The sequence below is a fragment of the Nocardioides sp. NBC_00163 genome (assembly GCF_045206295.1).
Classification (GTDB): domain Bacteria; phylum Actinomycetota; class Actinomycetes; order Propionibacteriales; family Nocardioidaceae; genus Nocardioides.
The window spans coordinates 301762-319421 of the sequence record NZ_CP108155.1 but is presented as its reverse complement, the minus strand read 5'-3'; the positions used below and the strand labels follow the sequence as shown (position 1 = coordinate 319421).

The 17660-nt window shown below is 66.5% G+C and carries 15 protein-coding genes; 14 read left to right on the top strand and 1 reads right to left on the bottom strand.

Annotation, left to right across the window (positions count from 1 at the left end; genetic code table 11):
* Positions 1-20: 20 nt before the first annotated feature.
* The 3 genes from OG801_RS01600 to OG801_RS01590 all read left to right on the top strand — a co-directional run bounded on the left by OG801_RS01600 (position 21) and on the right by OG801_RS01590 (position 3619).
* A complete protein-coding gene (locus OG801_RS01600) occupies positions 21-1820 on the top strand; it encodes an ABC transporter permease subunit (protein WP_406033148.1) in 1800 nt (599 codons plus the stop codon).
* Positions 1817-2527, top strand: a complete 711-nt coding sequence (locus tag OG801_RS01595; RefSeq protein WP_406033146.1) for an ABC transporter ATP-binding protein — start codon at positions 1817-1819, stop codon at positions 2525-2527. Before OG801_RS01600 ends, OG801_RS01595 begins: the two co-directional genes overlap by 4 nt.
* A gap of 117 nt (positions 2528-2644) precedes the next feature.
* A complete protein-coding gene (locus tag OG801_RS01590) occupies positions 2645-3619 on the top strand; it encodes a helix-turn-helix domain-containing protein (protein WP_406033144.1) in 975 nt (324 codons plus the stop codon).
* Positions 3620-3685: 66 nt separating this feature from the next.
* Here OG801_RS01590 and OG801_RS01585 read toward each other — a convergent pair whose 3' ends face one another.
* The gene (locus OG801_RS01585) at positions 3686-5212 is read right to left on the bottom strand and encodes a GMC family oxidoreductase (RefSeq protein ID WP_406033142.1); all 1527 of its coding nucleotides are present in this window, start codon (positions 5210-5212) and stop codon (positions 3686-3688) included.
* A 245-nt stretch (positions 5213-5457) separates the two neighbouring features.
* Between OG801_RS01585 and OG801_RS01580 the strand changes: the two genes are divergently transcribed.
* The 11 genes from OG801_RS01580 to OG801_RS01530 all read left to right on the top strand — a co-directional run bounded on the left by OG801_RS01580 (position 5458) and on the right by OG801_RS01530 (position 17532).
* The gene (locus tag OG801_RS01580) at positions 5458-6906 is read left to right on the top strand and encodes an aldehyde dehydrogenase family protein (protein WP_406033141.1); all 1449 of its coding nucleotides are present in this window, start codon (positions 5458-5460) and stop codon (positions 6904-6906) included.
* Between the two features lie 57 nt (positions 6907-6963).
* Positions 6964-7926 carry an MBL fold metallo-hydrolase gene (locus tag OG801_RS01575; RefSeq protein ID WP_406033139.1) on the top strand — a complete coding sequence of 321 codons (963 nt, stop codon included), beginning with the start codon at positions 6964-6966 and terminating at the stop codon, positions 7924-7926.
* A 17-nt stretch (positions 7927-7943) separates the two neighbouring features.
* Positions 7944-9551: an FAD-dependent monooxygenase gene (locus OG801_RS01570; RefSeq protein WP_406033137.1), complete on the top strand. Its 1608-nt coding sequence runs from the start codon at positions 7944-7946 to the stop codon at positions 9549-9551.
* Positions 9548-10192, top strand: a complete 645-nt coding sequence (locus OG801_RS01565) for a YitT family protein (protein WP_406033136.1) — start codon at positions 9548-9550, stop codon at positions 10190-10192. Before OG801_RS01570 ends, OG801_RS01565 begins: the two co-directional genes overlap by 4 nt.
* A 72-nt stretch (positions 10193-10264) precedes the next feature.
* Positions 10265-11419, top strand: coding sequence for a homogentisate 1,2-dioxygenase (locus OG801_RS01560; protein ID WP_406036323.1), 1155 nt, complete (start codon positions 10265-10267; stop codon positions 11417-11419).
* Positions 11420-11645: 226 nt separating this feature from the next.
* Positions 11646-12410: an SDR family NAD(P)-dependent oxidoreductase gene (locus tag OG801_RS01555; protein ID WP_406033134.1), complete on the top strand. Its 765-nt coding sequence runs from the start codon at positions 11646-11648 to the stop codon at positions 12408-12410.
* A 47-nt stretch (positions 12411-12457) separates the two neighbouring features.
* Positions 12458-12826: a DUF4345 domain-containing protein gene (locus tag OG801_RS01550; RefSeq protein ID WP_406033132.1), complete on the top strand. Its 369-nt coding sequence runs from the start codon at positions 12458-12460 to the stop codon at positions 12824-12826.
* 141 nt (positions 12827-12967) lie between these two features.
* Positions 12968-13954, top strand: a complete 987-nt coding sequence (locus tag OG801_RS01545) for an AraC family transcriptional regulator (protein ID WP_406033131.1) — start codon at positions 12968-12970, stop codon at positions 13952-13954.
* Positions 13955-14095: 141 nt separating this feature from the next.
* Positions 14096-15043, top strand: coding sequence for a 3-hydroxyacyl-CoA dehydrogenase (locus OG801_RS01540; RefSeq protein WP_406033129.1), 948 nt, complete (start codon positions 14096-14098; stop codon positions 15041-15043).
* A 43-nt stretch (positions 15044-15086) separates the two neighbouring features.
* Positions 15087-16640, top strand: a complete 1554-nt coding sequence (locus OG801_RS01535) for a flavin-containing monooxygenase (protein ID WP_406033127.1) — start codon at positions 15087-15089, stop codon at positions 16638-16640.
* Positions 16633-17532, top strand: a complete 900-nt coding sequence (locus OG801_RS01530) for an alpha/beta fold hydrolase (protein ID WP_406033125.1) — start codon at positions 16633-16635, stop codon at positions 17530-17532. The genes OG801_RS01535 and OG801_RS01530 overlap by 8 nt, the downstream gene beginning before the upstream one ends.
* Positions 17533-17660: the final 128 nt, after the last annotated feature.

Genomic DNA, 17660 nt, shown 5'->3' with positions numbered 1-17660 from the left:
GCGAGCCCACGAGTTCTGCCATGGGCGATTCGCCTCAGACCGAGCCGCCTGCGGACCGCGCAGCCGGATCGCTCCGCCAGGGCCTGGTGGAGTCACCGTTCGCCCCGGCGGCCCTGGCAGTCCTTGCACTCGTGGCGGCGGTTGTCGGCAGCCGGGTGCTGTCGCCGTACATGGTGTTTCTCGGAATCAGTGTCGTCACGGCCGCCATCGCGCTGGTCGGCATCGGTGTGGTCTCCGGACGAGCGGGCATGATCTCGCTCTGCCAGCTGTCGTTCGCCGCCGTGGGTGCCGCTGTCGTGGCCCAGCTCAATGAGTGGCAGGCGCCCGGCGGGTTCATCGTGTGGGTCATCCTCGGCGGCGCGGCGGCCGGGCTCGTCGGAGTCGTGATCGGCATTCCCGCCTTGCGACTGCGCGGCGTCAACCTGGCCGTGGTCACTCTCGGGTTCGCGGCCGCGCTTCGACTGACCCTCGGCCTCACCCAGTTCCCCGGGATCAACGAGGGTCTGTACATCGATCGTCCGGTCGCAGCCGTCTCCGACGAGGACTACTTCGTGCTCTCCGCGGCATTCCTGATCGCATCGGGGCTGTGGGTCGCCTACCTCGATCGGACCAAGCTCGGCTCGAGCTGGCGTGCTGTGGCCTACTCCGAACGTGGCGCCGCTGCGGCCGGTGTGAGCGTTCCGTACGCGAAGACGACGGCCTTCGGCATCAGTGCCCTACTTGCCGGGATCAGCGGGGGAGTGACGGCCGGTCAGGTCGGCGTCCTCTACCCGAGCAGCTTCGAACCCACTTCATCGCTCGCTCTGTACGTGCTCGCCGTCCTGGTCGGTGCGCAGGCTGTCAGCGCCGCGGTGGTCGGCGGTGTTCTGTGGGTCGGCATCCCCGAGCTGTTCAAGTCATGGGGCATCCCGCAGGACTGGGCGCTCGTGGTCTTCGGCCTGGCAGGGATTCAGGCGGTTGCCTCCGGCAACAGCATCGGGGACAACGTTCAGAGGTTGGTGGGCCGGCGCCATGTGCCCAGCAGCGCAGGTCCTGAGCATCAGCAATCCGCGGAGGGTTCGCTTGACGATGGCGTGCTCGGATCGTCACCGCCCCCGGATCGCCCGGATGCCGGCGCCGTGGCGCTTCGGGCGCGAGGCATCACGCTGTCGTTCGGCGCGGTCACCGCGCTCGACGATGTCGACATCGACATCCCGCAGGGGGCGATCATCGGGCTGATCGGCCCGAACGGCGCGGGCAAGTCCTCCCTGGTCGACGTGCTCACCGGGTTCACCGCTCCTGCGTCGGGGAGCATCGACCTCGACGACCGGGACCTGACCCGGATGCGTCCGACCGGACGCGCGCGGGCCGGGTTGCGGCGCACGTTCCAGCAGGACCGAGTCCCGCCGGGCATCACCGTCGGTGCATTCGTACGCCTCGTGGCCCGCGGCCGGCACAGCCGATCGGAGATCAATGCGGTCCTGAGCCACTTCGACTGTCCGCCGGCGCACGCTCGCCTGGCAGATGTCGACCTGGGCACGCGTCGTCTCGTGGAGGTGGCGGCGCACGTGCTGAGCCGACCCCGCGTCCTGCTCCTGGACGAGCCTGCGGCTGGGCTGTCTCACGAGGAGCACCTTCGGTTCGGGCAGCACCTGCAGGCCGTGCCTGCGAAGTTCGGCACCTCGGTGCTGCTCATCGAGCACGACCTCGATCTGGTGAGGTCTGTCTGTACGTCGTTGGTGGTCCTCAACTTCGGCCGCGTCATCGCTGCCGGCCCCCACGAAGTGGTGCTGCGAGATCCCGCTGTGATGAAGGCCTACATGGGAGAGGTGACGGTATGAGCAGCGAGCTGTTCCTCGACGGCGTCTGCGTCGACCGCTCAGGAGGGCGCATCGTCTCCGATGTCACGATTCGCGTCCGCCCCGGTGAGGTGACGACGCTTGTCGGTCCCAACGGCGCGGGCAAGACGACTCTCCTCGAGGCCGTGTCCGGGCTCGTCGCCACGTCGGGAGGCGCGATCAGCTGCGACGGCCACGACATCACCAAGCTCAGCAAGGTCGAAAGACGGCGCCTCGGCATCGTGCACGTCGAGCAGGGGCGTACGGTCTTCGGCTCGCTGAGCGTGATGGAGAACCTGCGGGTCGCGACCCGGTCCGCATCCGAGATCGAGGGCGCGTTCGACCTGTTTCCGGAGCTTGCCAAGCGCCGGGACAGCGACGCGACCCTGCTTTCGGGTGGTGAGCAGCAGATGCTGGTGCTGGCTCGCGCACTCGTCACCGCACCGCGGTTCATGCTCGTCGACGAGATGTCCCTGGGCCTGGCGCCGGCGGTCTTCGGGCGCCTGCTGCCCATGATGACGGCATTTGCCGAAGACGGTATGGGCGTCCTGCTCGTCGAGCAGTTCGCCCAGATGGCACTGGGGATCTCGACCGGAGCGGCCGTCATCACCGGTGGGCGACTGACGTACTCGGGCCCGGCTCAGACGTTGGTGGACGACCCCGACCTGCTGCACAGCGCCTACATGGGAACGTCTGCGACGCCAGCCTGAAACTTGTCGTAGCGCGCATGCCTGTTTACGGCAAATGCTGGAATCTCAGCAGATTGTGGCATCCGTCACACCAAGTGGCGCATACTTTGGGCACATCAACACCACACCGGAGGTTCCATGACGGTGGACAGCATGCCGGGGACGTCCAACGGAGTCGAGACATTCAGCACGGCCGATTTTCACGACTGGCGCCGCCACGTCTCCGAGAGCTTCGTGCCCCTGGACGTACAGACCGATCGCCCTGACACGTTCCATGGCGACTTGCGCGCCAAGCGGATCGACTGCTTGGCGATGTTCGACATCAGCGTGAGCCAGCATGCGGTCGTCCGTACCCCTGAGCTGGTGGCACGGTCCGGCCGTGACTTCTACAAGCTCTCCATGCAGCTGCGGGGAAGCAGCCTGCTCCTCCAGGACGGCAAGGAGGCGTTGCTCACTCCTGGCGACATCGCGATCTACGACACCACTCGGCCCTACACCTTGCTGTCCGACGACTACATGCGGCACATCGTGCTGATGTTTCCCCGGACGTCCATCGACCTGTCGACCGAGGACCTCAGAGAGCTCACTGCCACCCGCCTGCCGGCCGACCTTGCGCTGTGCCAGGTGGTCAGCCCGTTCCTGCTGAGGATGGCGAAGAACTTCGAGTCACTCCAGGGTGTGTCGGCGCTCCGCCTCGCTCACACGACGATCGACCTGGTGACCACGTTGTTCGCCAGCGAGCTCGACATCGGACTGGAAGGTGCGAACGAGCCGCGGCGGAGGCTGCTGAGCCAGATCAAGCACTTCATCGAGGCCCACCTCGACGACGACTCGTTGTCGCCGGGCCAGATCGCGGCAGCCCACTACATCTCGGTGCGTCAACTCCATCAGCTGTTCCAGACCGAGGGCAGCAGCGTGTCGACCTGGATCCGTACGCGACGACTCGAGCAGTGCCGCAGGATGCTCACCGATCCGGTGCACTCAGGGCGGTCTGTCTCGGAGATCGGTGCCCGGTGGGGACTGCCGGACGCGCCTCACTTCTCGCGGGTGTTCAAGGCCGCCTACGGTGCCTCGCCGCGTCAGTTCCGTGCCGAGGCCCTTCACGACGCCTGATCTGCACACGAAAAGGTGGCCGACGCGTGAGCGTCGGCCACCTTTCTGATCTCCCGTCTCGGCGTGCTACTCGGCGAGCACGAAGTCAGCAGCACGTTCGCCGATGAGACAGGCCGGTGCGTTGGTGTTGCCGCTCGTGATGCGGGGCATCACCGAGGCGTCAGCGACGCGGAGGCCGGCCACCCCGTGCACGCGTAGGGTCGACGGGTCCACCACGGCGTCGGGGGTCGTTCCCATGGCGCACGTGCCGACCTGGTGGTGGTACGTGATCGCGGTCCGGCGTACGTAGTCACGGAGCTCCTCGTCGGACTCGAGCCCTGGTCCGGGGTAGATCTCGCGGGCTCCCCACTCGGTGGCCAACGCCGGCTGTCGCCCGATTTCCCGGCACTTCTTGAGGGAGGCGACGAGGGCATCGAGGTCGGCCTCGTCGTCGAAGACGTTGAGGTCGATCGCGACTGGATCGTTGGCACCCGGACCCGTCAGCGTGACTGAACCACGGCTCTCGGGCCGGACCAGACCTGCCATGAGCGAGAAGCCGAACTCCGGCCCGCTCATCCAGTCCTCGGAGTACATCGGAACGCCGAAGTTGATCGGCTGGGTGTCGGGGGAGTCGAGCCCCCCGCGGCTCCGCCAGAAGTGGTGCGTCTGGCATGCGGCGAGTCCCGGCGTCGGCGGGCCGACCTCCCGTGTCGTCGTCTCGAAGATGACCGGAGCGATGAGGTGGTCGTGCAGGTTGCGCCCCACGCCGGGCAGATCGCGCTCGATCGCGATGCCCAGCGCCCGGAGCTCGTCCGCCGGCCCGATGCCGCTGCGGAGCAGCAGGCGCGGGGAGTCCAGCGCGCCCGCGCACAGGATCGTCTCGGCGGCGTACGCCTCGGTCGGCACCCCCTGCACGTCGACCTCGACGCCGCTGACCACGCCGTCCTCGACGATGAGGCGATTGACGCGGGCGCCGGTGACGATCTGGAGGTTGTCCTGCCCCCGGACCGGCTTGAGGTACGCCTTGTAGGTGTTCCAGCGCTCGATACCGCGAATGTTGAACTGCATCTTCGCCACGCCGTCGAGGTGACCGCTGTTGTAGTCCGGGTTGAGCGGCAGGCCCGCCTCGACCGATGCGTCGAGGATCGACTGCTGGATCGGGTCGAGTGTGTACGAGACGTTGATGTCCAGCAAGCCATCGGTCCCACGGCCCGTGGCGGGCTGCCCGTCATACGCCTCGATCCGGTCGTAGACGGGGGCCACGTCGTCCCAGCCCCATTCGGTGGCGCCCAGCTTCTGCCAGTGCGTGAAGTCCTCGACGGCGCCGCGAACCCAGATGCAGGCGTTGAGGGCGTGTGAGCCGCCGAGCACCTTGCCACGTGGCAGGTGAAGGGCGCGTCCGGCCGCATTCTTTTGCGGCACCGTGAAGTATCCCCAGTCCTGTGGGCTCATCCAGAGCTCAGCCAGACGCATCACGTCGTGGATCGCGGGATTGGTGTCCTCGCCGCCGGCTTCGAAGAGAAGGACGGACTTGCCGGCATCCACGAGGCGGCGGGTGAGAATGGAACCGGCGGACCCGGCTCCGACGACGATTACGTCGGCGTTCAGCGTCATGACGCGACCTCCCAGTGGTGAAATGTGCGACTCGCGAGGGGTCTCGCGATGGTGGCGCTCCTTCTCATTCTGAGAATCGGAGAGGCCGACGGAAGTGCGGGAGCGGAACCGTTCGCGCTGCGCCAAGTGTCGATCACGGCGGGCCAAGTCAAAGATCGGTTTCCCACTCCAGAATCGAGTGGCGCCCTTCCGGCGCACCGATCAGCGGCACTGGCCGAGTCACCACAGCGCAGGAGGACACCGGAATGGCAAGCAAGCTCTTCATCGACGGAGAATGGACCGGCTCCTCCGGAACGTCCGCGATCGACACCATCGACCCGTCCACCGGACAGGTCATCGAGACCGTCCCCACCGCCAGCCGGGGTGACGTGGACGCGGCTATCGCCGCAGCGCGAGCAGCCCTGAGCAACCCCGCATGGGCCGACCTGCTCCCGGTCCAGCGCGCGGGCTTGTTGTTCAAGCTCGCGAGCCTGGTTGACGAGCATCACGAGGAGCTGGCACAGCTCGAGACCCGCGACCAAGGCCAGCCGATCGGCATCTCGCGCATGGTGTCAGTGACCGGCGCTGCCGAGCACATCCGCTACTACGCGGGTTGGGTCACCAAGATGCAGGGCAGTACGAACCCGGTGTCCTTCCCGGACACGCTGAACTACACGCGCCGCGAGCCGGTCGGGGTCAACGCACTGATCACGCCGTGGAACTTCCCGTTGATGATCCTGACGTGGAAGCTCGCACCGGCGCTGGCGACCGGCAACACGGTCGTGATCAAGCCCAGCGAGGTTACGCCCCTGACGAGCCTGCGTCTCGTAGAGCTCTGTGCCGAGGCCGGCTTCCCGGCCGGAGTCGTCAACATCGTGACCGGCGACGGCTCGGTGGGGGAGATGCTCACCCGTCACCCGGACGTCGACCACGTGTCCTACACCGGGTCCACGGCCGTCGGGAAGCTCATCACGATGGCGAGCGCCGAAACCAACCTCAAGCGGCTCACCCTCGAGCTGGGCGGGAAGGCCCCGAGCATCATCGCCCGCGACGCGGACATCGACGCCGCGGTCGGCGGCAACATCATGGGTGCCACGCTCAACAGTGGGCAGGTGTGCGCTGCGTACACCCGTTTCTACGTCGAGCGTTCCCGCGAGCAGGAGTTCGTCGAGAAGGTGGTCGGCGGTCTGGCCCAGGTGCCGATCGGGCCGGGCGCCGACGAATCCAACGTGCTGGGACCGTTGGTCTCGGCCAAGCATCTCTCGCATGTCGAAAGGCTGGTCGCGACCGGCGCCGCGGATGGTGCGGAGCTGGTCGCCGGCGGCAAACGCATCGACCGGGACGGGTACTTCTTCGAACCGACCGTGTTCACCGGCGTCAAGGACAGTGCAGCGATCATGCACGAAGAGATCTTCGGGCCGGTCCTCGCCGTGACCGCGTACGACGACACCGATGAGCTCCACGACCTCATCAATCGCGCCAACGACACTCCCTACGGCCTCGCCGCCACGGTGTGGACCCGCGACATCGCCACGTCACAGCGTCTCGCGAACGGCATCAAGGCCGGCGCCGTGTTCGTCAACATGCCGCCCATCCCCGACATGGCCGCACCGTGGGGCGGCTACAAGGCCTCGGGCTGGGGACGAGAAATGGGTCCGTGGGCGCTCGACGCGTACACCGAGCTGAAGTCCGTATGGCTCCACTACGGGTCCTGATCCACGCCCCAGCCCACCAGAGCTTCGACCGCCGCAACACCTAGGAGAAGAAACCGTATGTCCAGCAAGCCGTTCGCCTCATCCGCAGACCTCGCCGCGAAGGACCAGACCCTCGAGGTGCTCGCTGATGGCGTGTATGCCCTCACAGCCGAGGGCGACCCCAACCTCGGCGCGATCGAGGGCGAGGACTTCGTGGTGTGCTTCGAGGCGCTGGCGACCCCGGTCGCAGCTCGCCGATGGCTGACGATGCTCCGCGAGCACACTGACAAGCCCGTCAAGTACCTGGTGCTCTCGCATTACCACGCGGTTCGCGTCCTCGGAGCCAGTGCGTTCGACGCCGAGGTGATCGTCGCCCATGAGCAGACCAAGGTGCTCATCGCCGAACGAGGGGAGCAGGACTGGGCTTCGGAGTACGGCCGCATGCCGCGGCTGTTCGACGAACCTGAATCCATTCCGGGGCTGACATGGCCGACCACGACGTTCTCGGACCGCTTCACGATCGACCTCGGGGGCGATCGCGGTGACCTGGTGCTCCAGCACCTGGGTCGAGGGCACACCGCCGGCGACATCGTGGCCTGGGTGCCGAAGCAGAAGATCCTGTTCGCCGGCGACCTCGTGGAGGCTCAGGCGGCGCTCTACACCGGCGATGCGTTCCACCGCGACTGGTCCAGCGCAACGTTGGACGGCATTGCGGCGCTCGGTGCCGAGCAGCTCGTCGGCGGCCGGGGCGCGGTGGCGCGAGGGGCGGACGCCGTGTCGGCCGCCATCGAGCAGACCCGTGGGTTCCTCACCACGATGATCGACGAGGTCGGCTCGATCCAGGCCCGCGGCGGGACGCTCAAGGAGGCGTTCGAGGCGACACACGCGGCCCTGTCGCCGCAGTTCGGGAAGTGGCCGATCTTCGAGCACTGCCTACCGTTCGACGTGGCACGGCTGTGGGAAGAGCTCTCCGGGACCGACTGGCCGAGCATCTGGACCGCCGAACGCGACCGCGAGGTCTGGGCCCGGCTCCAGGACTGAGCGGAGTCATGACCAGCATGAGCTACTCAGAGGATCCGGTTGTCGTCATCGGCGACGGTCCCGTCGGCCAGACCGCGGCGTTACTCCTGGCGCGATGGGGCCTGCCCGTCATCGTCCTGGATGCACGCCCAGAACGGGACATGGTCGGCTCCAAGGCGATCTGCCAGCAGCGCGACGTCCTCGACATCTGGGACAGCCTCGGCGGCGCGGGGGCCCAGATCGCGCGCGAAGGCGTCACTTGGACCCGGGCAACGACGTTCCATCAGGACCATGAGCTGTTCACGATCGAATTCCAGGACCCGGGCCAGTCGCCGTTCCCACCGTTCGTGAACATCTCGCAGTGCCGCACTGAGGAGATCCTCGACGAGAAGATCGAGACCAACCCTCGTATCGACGTTCGGTGGGGTCATCGGGCCACCGGGATCGCTCAGAACGACTCCGGGGCCGTGGTCACGTGTGTCACCGAGTCTGGCGAGGTTCGTATCGCAGCGTCGTACGTGATCGCGTGCACCGGCGCCCGCAGCGATCGGCTCCGCGCGGAACTGGGACTGACGTTCGAGGGCTCGACCTTCGGCGACCAATTCCTGATCTGCGACATCCGCACGGACCTGCCGGGCTGGGGCCAAGAGCGCCGGTTCTACTTCGACCCCCCGTGGAATCCGGGTCGCCAAGTGCTCATCCATCCCTGCCCCGACTCCACGTTCCGGATCGACTGGCAGGTGCCGGAGACGTTCGATCTCGCCGAGGCGGAGCGGTCCGGTTCGCTGGACGAGCGCATCCGCCAGATCATCGGCGACCGCGAGTACGAGGTCATGTGGAGCTCGGTCTACCGGTTCCACTCCAGGGTTGTGGACCGGATGCGCGTCGGGCGGGTGCTGCTGGCCGGCGACGCAGCCCACCTGGTCTCGCCGTTCGGCGCGCGCGGTCTCAACAGCGGTGTGCAAGACGCTGAGAACGCGGCCTGGAAGGTCGCCTTCGTGCTGCATGGCTGGGCTCCGGAGAGCCTTCTCGACAGCTATCACGACGAGCGGCACGCGGCCGCGCTGGAGAACATCGACGTCACGACAGCAACGATGAACTTCCTGGTCCCGCACACCGCCACCGAGCAGGACCATCGCCGCCGAGTGCTCGAAGCGGCACGCCACGACCCGATGTCACGGGCCGAGGTCGACTCCGGACGACTCGCCGAGCCGTTCTGGTACTCCGACTCGCCGCTCACGACACCGAGCGTCGACCGCCCAGCGTCCGACCGTCCACCGCGCGGCACGACGCCGCCATGTGCGCCGGGCGTGCTGATTCCCGACCACAAGGTGTACGACAGCGTCGATGGACGCCCGGACCGCCTGAGACGGCGGCTGCGCGACGGGATGACCCTGCTGTGCGGGACAGCGGTCGACGTCGGTCAGGTTCGTGACGCGGTTGCGGCCGCCTCCGCCCATGTGTACGTCAGCGGAGTCGACGAGCTCGACCATGACCTCGGGCGCGCACTCGGGCTCGGCGCCGACGAGGTCTGGTTGGTTCGGCCTGACGCGCACATCGCAGCGTGTCTGGCGTCGGCCGACGCGGACGACGTCCTCGCAGCGGTCCACCGCACGCTGGGCAGCACCGCGAATGCGCTTTCGTGAGCCGACATTGGCCGGTGAGCCGTGGCGGCCGGTTCATCCAGCTCGCGGTGGGTCTGCTCATCGCGGCGACGGGTATCTGGCTCAGCATCCGCGCGAACCTGGGGGTCGCCAGCTGGGAGGTCCTCCACATCGCTCTGGCAGACCGCCTCGGGATCGGTGTCGGAACGGCGTCGATCGGGGTCGGAGTCCTGCTGGTCACGATCGTGGCACTCCTGGGCGTACGTCCTGGGGCAGGGACGCTGTTGAACGTCCTGATCATCGGGGTCGCTCTGAATGTCCTGCTCGACCTGCCAGCACTCGCGTCGTTGCCCTCGGACGGGCTGCCAGTTCGGCTCGGTGCACTTGCCGCCGGAATCGTCGTGTTCGCAATTGGATGCGCGATCTATGTCGGGGCGCATCTGGGTTCGGGTCCCCGCGACGGGCTGATGCTGGCCGTGCATCTGAGAACCGGTCTGGGCATCGGGTCGGCGCGGATCCTTTCCGAAGGCATCGGGCTGGCCACCGGTTGGCTGCTCGGGGGACCGGCAGGGCTTGGGACCGTGCTGTTCGTCCTGACCGCCGGCCCCTGTGTGGCAATCGCATTCAAGGCTCTCGGCCTTCGGCCTCTGGCACCTACATCACCGCACGCCGCGGCGTGCTGACCACCATCTGTAAGGAGACGACTCGTGTTCTACCGCCACCTGGGTGACATCCCTCGGCACCGGCACACCCAGATGAGGGACGCCGATGGCCGGTTGCACTACGAAGAGCTGATGGGCGAGGAAGGATTCTCTTCCGACTCCTCCTTGCTCTATCACCGCGAGATCCCGTCAGCGATCGTCGCCACCGCGACGTGGGAACTGATGGACCAGGCGACCGCTCCGAACCATCCCCTCCGGCCGATCCACTTCACGCTCCACGATCTCTTCCGCGACAGCAGCCCGGACGGGACCGATGCGGTGACCAGCCGGCGCCTGGTGCTCGGCAACGGCGACGTCCGGATCTCGTACGTGGTCGCCGGCGCAATCTCGCCCTACTACCGCAACGCGATCGGGGACGAGTGCGTCTACGTCGAGTCGGGCTCCGGCATCGTCGAGACCGTCTTCGGCGCCCTGCCGTACCGGACCGGTGACTACGTCCTGATTCCCCGTGCGGCGACCCATCGCTGGGTGCCGGCGGACCTCAACCGTCTGTACGCCATCGAGGGCCAGGGACACATCGCCCCACCCAAGCGATACCTCTCCCGCTACGGCCAGTTGCTCGAGCACGCACCGTTCTGCGAGCGCGACCTGCACGGGCCGGCCGAGCCGCTTCTGGGCGAGGGGTCCGACGTCGAGGTGCTGGTCAAGCATCGAGGTAACGGTCCAGGAGGCATCGTCGGGACGACCATGACGTACGCCACCCACCCGTTCGATGTCGTCGGCTGGGACGGCTGCCTCTATCCGTACACGTTCAACATCGAGGACTACATGCCGCTGACCGGCAAAGTCCACCAGCCGCCCCCGGCTCACCAGGTCTTCGAGGGCAACAACTTCGTGATCTGTAACTTCGTCCCCCGGAAGGTCGACTACCACCCACTCGCGGTGCCCGTTCCCTACTACCACTCCAACGTCGACAGCGACGAGGTGATGTTCTACGTCGGTGGCGACTACGAGGCACGCAAGGGCTCAGGAATCGATATCGGTTCGGTGACCCTGCATCCCGGCGGCCATGCTCACGGCCCTCAGCCCGGCGCGATGGAGCGGTCGCTCGGAGCAGAGTTCTTCGACGAGCTCGCGGTCATGGTCGACACGTTCCGCCCACTGGAGGTGGGCGGAGCCGGTCGCACGGTGGACGACGGTGTGTACGCCTACACGTGGGCGCAAGGCCGCAACGGATCACCGGGATGAACGACGCGCTCGCACGTTCCATTGTCAGTTCGTCCGCTAGCGATTATAGTACGAACGTAATCTAAAATGCAGAACGGCTCAGGAAGGGGCCCCTCATGATGAGCCAGTCGTGGCGGGAGGGCTTCGTGACGTCGTACAAGGACGTGCCTAGAGAGAAGGAATACACATGCCGTCTGTACTGGTGACAGGTGCAAGCCGAGGGATCGGTCTGGCAATCACCCAGCACATGAGCGATCGGGGCTGGGACGTGTACGCGACTGCTCGCTCGGCTGCCGACCTTCGCGATCTCGGCCGGTTGCCAAACGTGCATCCGATCCAGCTCGACATCACCGATCGGTCCGCCGTCGCGGGCCTGGGCGAGCAGCTCCCGCCGGTGCTCGATGGCGTGGTCAACAATGCCGGGATCATCGTGCAGGGTCCCGTCGAGGGGATATCGCTCGATGACCTGGGGCGGCAGCTGGACGTCAACGTCACGGCCCAGATCGGGGTGACTCAGGCTGTGCTTCCGCAGATTCGGGAGGCCCGCGGTCGGGTGGTGTTCATGTCTTCGGTCAGCGGCTTGATCACCGCGCCGGGCACCGGCGCCTACAGTGCATCGAAGTATGCGCTCGAGTCCCTGGCCGATGCGCTGCGGATGGAGGTGCGTCCCTGGGGGATCCGAGTCTCACTCATCGAGCCCGGGCCCACGCGCACCGACATGTGGGGCGACGCGCTCGATGACTACGACCGGATGACCAAACAGCTGAGCCCGGCGCACTCCGAGCTGTACGCATCGCACCTGGTTGGCACGCGCAAGCTCCTGGGCCGGATGCAGAAGCTCGCAGGCGATCCCAAGAAGGTCGTGGCGGCGGTCGATCGTGCGCTCACATCACCTCATCCCAGGCGTCGCTACCGGACCGACAACGTCAGTCGTGTGCAGCTCGCGCTCACGTCGGTCACTCCGACCGCCGTCAACGATGCGGTGCTCGCAGCCGCTACCACGTCCAAATGAGCACTCAGTTCACGGGCCCCGCCCCCGAGAGGCGTAGCCGACGACGCTTGCAGTGGACCCTCGCGGTGCTAGCGGCTATCCCCACCGCCAGCGCCGCACGCGAGATCGTGCTCGGCCCTCGAGGAGTGCCAGGCGGATCGCCGGAGGTGACCCCGACGGTGGACAGTGCCCTTCGCTACGCCAACGTGTTCAAGCTCGCCGTGGGACCTGTGATGTGGTCACAGGTCCCACGCGTCGACACCAACTCGCCGGCACTCACCTCTGCGCTGGCCGCGCTCTTCGTCGGCGGTCTTGCTCGGACGTGGTCCTGGAAACAGGCTGGCCGGCCCCATCCGGTCTCGGTGACAGCGGTGGTGCTCGAGCTCGTCGCCCCGCCGGTGCTGATCGTCTGGCAGCGGCGAGTTGCCTCGCGCTGAACCTCGTTCATCGGTCACGTGGAGGCAGAGGACCTCGCTGCTGTCCTCTGCCTGGCCACTTGTCTTGGGTGAGCGGGTGCTCGAGAATCGTTGACTGTGACCAGCCTCATACGCGCCACGGTCATCTCAGGCGCTCGTGAGTTGATCGACGAGCTCGGCGGGAACGCGGATGAGCTGCTCCTGGCCCACGGCATAGATCCCTGGGCGATCGATGACTTCGACCGCTACGTCCGCTATGCGGATGCGGCCGCGGTACTGGGACACGCGGCGCGTCAGCTGGATGTCCCGGACGTCGGGCTGCGCCTAGGCGGCAGGCAGGGCATCGGAGTCCTTGGCCCCCTTGGTGTCATTCTCCGCAACGCTGAGACCGTGGGTGACGCGGTGTCGGCATGCTGTCAGTTCCTGGGCAACATTGCGCCGGCCGACACGGCCGAGCTGATTCCGGGATCGGGCTCCCGATCCGCTGTCTACTCGTACTCGACGATCTTGGACAGTCCTTTCGACCGGCGCCAGATGGTGGAGAGAAGCCAGGCGTTGGCCATGCACGTGCTGCGGATCATGATGGGCGATGGCTTCACGCCCCGGCGAGTTACATTCCAGCACGAACGGTTCGCGGCGGTCGGCTGCTATGAGAACGTCTTCGGCTGCCAGGTGGTCTTCGGTCAAGACCACAACGGCATCCACCTCGCACCGGATGACCTCCGGCGCGCCATCGATCACCGTGACGCAGTGGCTGCCGAACTTGCCGAGGACTACTTGAGCAGGTTGCATCCCAAGGTCGCTCTGGCCGAGCACATCCGCGACGTCACCCGGCGGCTCATGATGGTCGGCGAGATCGGGCTGCGCCAGGTCGCCCGGGCGGTATCGATCCACGAGCGCACCCTCCAGCGCGAGCTTGCGGCAGAGGGGACGAGCTTCGAGGAGATCCTCGACGATCTTCGCCGCGCCACGGCATGGGAGCTGGCAGCGACCGGCATGCAGGCTGCTCAGATCTCGCGCGCGCTGGGGTACGCCGAACAGAGCAGCTTCACCCGCGCATGTCGACGCTGGTTCGGTCACGCTCCCCGCGACCTTCTTCGTCAGCGGCGGGGCCAGAACCCAGGGCAGGAGCCGGCCCGGCGCGCGTAGTGATCGCTGGGTCCGCCTTGCTGGCGTCAGATGACAAATCTGTGTCGCCTGAAGGCAAGTTCGCAGGCGACCTCCTCTGCCATCTTGTGATGGACGTCACGCCAGTCGGGCGTCCTCGAATCGACAGGATGGTGGATCCACGTGTCAGATCTCAATCGGGTCACAGTGCTGGGGGCAGGAGTGCTGGGTGGGCAGATCGCCTGGCACAGCGCCTTCAAGGGCAAGACCGTCGTGGTCTACGACATCGCCGAAGACGCCATCGAGAGAGCGCGTGCCACCCACGACGGCTACTCAGGGATCTATCTCGATCAGGTCGGGGCGAATGAGGGTGACATCGCCGCCACGCGCGAACGGCTCACCTACAGCACGGACCTGAAGGCGGCGGCGGGTGAGGCGGACCTCGTGATCGAGGCCGTGCCTGAGGTGCCCGACATCAAGCTCGCGGCCTACGAGAAGCTGGCCGATGTCCTGCCCGCGCATTCATTGATCGCTACGAACAGCTCGATCTTCCTGCCCCGGGACTTCGCTGCTGCCACCGGCCGGCCGGACAAGTTCTGCGCGCTCCACTTCGCCAACATGATCTGGGCCATGAACGTCGCCGAGGTCATGAGCCATCCGGACACGTCGAAGGAGACGCTGACTTCCGTCACGGAGTTCGCCATCGAGATCGGCATGCGGCCCATCCCGGTGCGCAAGGAGCAGAACGGCTACGTCATCAACACCTGGTTCGTGCCACTGCTCAACGCCGCCCAGACGCTGGTGACCAACGGCGTTGCCACACCCGAGGACGTCGACCGCACGTTCATGCTCAACGGTGCGAACTTCGGTCCGATGGGCATGTTCGACTTCGTCGGCATGAAGACCGCCTATGACGTTCTCGCCTACTGGGGAGCAAGGTCCGGCGATGAGCAGATGAACCGGAACGCGGCGTACATCAAGGAACGGTTCCTTGACCGCGGTGCGCTGGGAGTCGCCACCGGCTCGGGCTACTACAGCTACCCGGACCCCACCTATAAGCGGGCCGACTTCCTGGCCGTGCCGGACCTGGCGGAAGTCCCAGGTCTGGTCGAGTCGATGCTCCCGTCCTGAGCCCCGCACCCACCCCCAACCCGGAAACAACGAGGAGCCCGCGATGACTGCCACAACCTCAGCCCACACGTCCGTTGCCTTCGACCACGTCGACGTACTCATCGTCGGCGCGGGGATCGCCGGTCTCAGCGCCGCCTACCATCTCAAGAGACTGCAGCCGGGACGTGCGTTCGCGATCGTCGATGCGCGCAGCAACATCGGCGGCACGTGGGACCTCTTCAAGTACCCCGGCATCCGTTCCGACGCCGACCTGCAGACCTTCGGCTTCGGTTTCAAGCCATGGCGTCGGGACAACGCGATCGCCGACGCCCACGAGATCCTCGACTACCTCCACGAGACCGTCGAGGAGAACGACCTGCAGCGACACATCCACCTGGGACACAAGGTGCTGAAGGCGGACTTCTCGACCGCTGACGAGCGCTGGGTCGTCACGCTCGAACGCACCAGCGACGGGACGCGGGTCGATGTCACGGCCACCATGCTCTTCTCAGCGGCCGGCTACTACGACTACGACCAGGGCTACACCCCCGAGTTCGAGGGCAGGGATGACTTCGGCGGCGAGATCGTCCACCCTCAGCACTGGCCCGAGGACCTCGATCACTCCGGGAAGAAGGTCGTCGTCATCGGGAGTGGCGCCACTGCCGTCACCCTCATTCCGTCCATCGCCGCGAGCGCCGATCACGTCACGATGCTGCAGCGCTCCCCGTCGTACGTGCTCCCGATCCCTCGGCAGGACCCGATCGCCAACACGCTGCGCCGATTCCTGCCTGCCAAGCCGGCCCACGACCTGGCCAGGGCGTTCAACATCCGTAGGTTGAACGTCCTCTACGGGCTGAGCCAGCGGTTCCCCAGGCAGATGCGCGCACTCGTGCGGAAGATCAACGCCGCGTCTCTCCCCGAGGGCTACCCCGTCGACACCCACTTCAACCCGTCCTACAACCCGTGGGACCAGCGCATGTGCATGGTCCCCGACGGCGACATGTTCAAGGCCATCTCCGACGGCAGTGCCTCTGTCGTGACAGACAAGATCGCCCGCTTCACGAAGTCCGGCATCCTGCTGGAGTCGGGTGCCGAGCTCGAGGCGGACATCATCGTGACCGCCACGGGGCTCAGGATGGTGCCCTTCGGAAAGGTCGCCCTAGCCGTCGACGGCGAGGACGTCCATCTACCCGACCACGTCGTCTACAAGACACTGATGGTCAGCGACGTCCCGAACTTCGCTTTCACCGTGGGCTATGTGAACCAGGCGTGGACTCTCAAGGCGGATCTCGTCTCCGCATGGTTCTGCCGCCTCCTCGCCTATATGGATGAGCACGGTCACGCCAGCGTGACGCCAGTGGTTTCGGACAGGTCCATGCCGCTCAAGCGCTACGTGGAGATGGATACGGGCTATGTCAACCGGGCCATGCACCTGTTCCCCAGGCAAGGCACGCGCGGCCCCTGGGAGGCGCCACAGAGCTTCAACCGTGACCGGGTCGTCTTGGGCAAGGACCCGATCGACGACCCAGAACTGCGCTTCACGGATACGAAGCTGGCTCCGACGGCAGCCACGTCCTCGTCCGTCGACGAGGCCTTCGAGGTGGTGCTTGGTGAGTAGCCCGGCATTCGTCGTTGTGCAGGGCCAGCGTGTACGCGTGCGGGTCGCCGGGCCTCTCGAGTGCCCACCGGTCGTCCTGATCCATGGGATCGGTCGGACGCTGGACGATTGGGCCGAACAGTTCCCTCGGCTCTCCTCGAGATGCCGACTGATCGCGCTCGACCTTCCTGGTTGTGGCTTTTCCCAACGTGCACCGCAGCCGACGACGCTGACATTCCTGGCCCAGGCGGTCGTCGATGTCTTGAACGAGCTCAGCGAGGCGCGGCCAGTGCATCTGGTCGGCAACTCCCTCGGCGGTGCCGTTGCGATGCAGGTCGCCGTCACGGAACCCAGCCGTGTCACGAGCCTCACCCTGGTGGACAGCGCAGGCTTCGGGAAAGAGGTCGCACTCGCACTGCGCCTGCTTGCCGTGCCGTTGATCGGTGAGGCTTTGACCGCACGTCTCCCACGTTGGTTCGCACGAGTGTCGGAGCGCACGCTGTTCGTCGACCCCCGTCTTGCAACCGAGGCGCGGGTGGATCATGCACTCGCGGTCTCTCGTCAGCCCGCCACCGGGAGCGTGATGCTGGAGATCGCGCGGTCGCTGGCGACGCTGTCTGGTGTCAGCGCCGCCTGGCGCACGGACCTCCTCCGCGCGGCGGCGGACCTCGAGCTCCCGACTCTTCTGGTGTGGGGCGATCGCGATCGGGTGCTTCCCCATACCCACCTGCAATCGGCACGAGCTGCTTTCCCCAAGGCCGAGTCGGAACTGTTCCCAGGGGTCGGGCACATGCCTCAGATCGAGGTCCCCGACGCCTTCGCTGAGCGGTTCCTCGATTTCCTGGGCGGCGTTCCGCAGCCGACAGGGCCTGGTGCGGTGAGGTCGCCATCAGTACGGCGCCAGGCCGAGTGATGCGGTTGGAGTGCTCTCCAAATGTGACTTCCGGAATTGGGGCGTTCCACATGGCGGTCCCTGTGTGACCGGTGTCACCGTACGGGGGTGGCCCGCACTGATGGCGCGGCGACTGAACCCACTGTTGC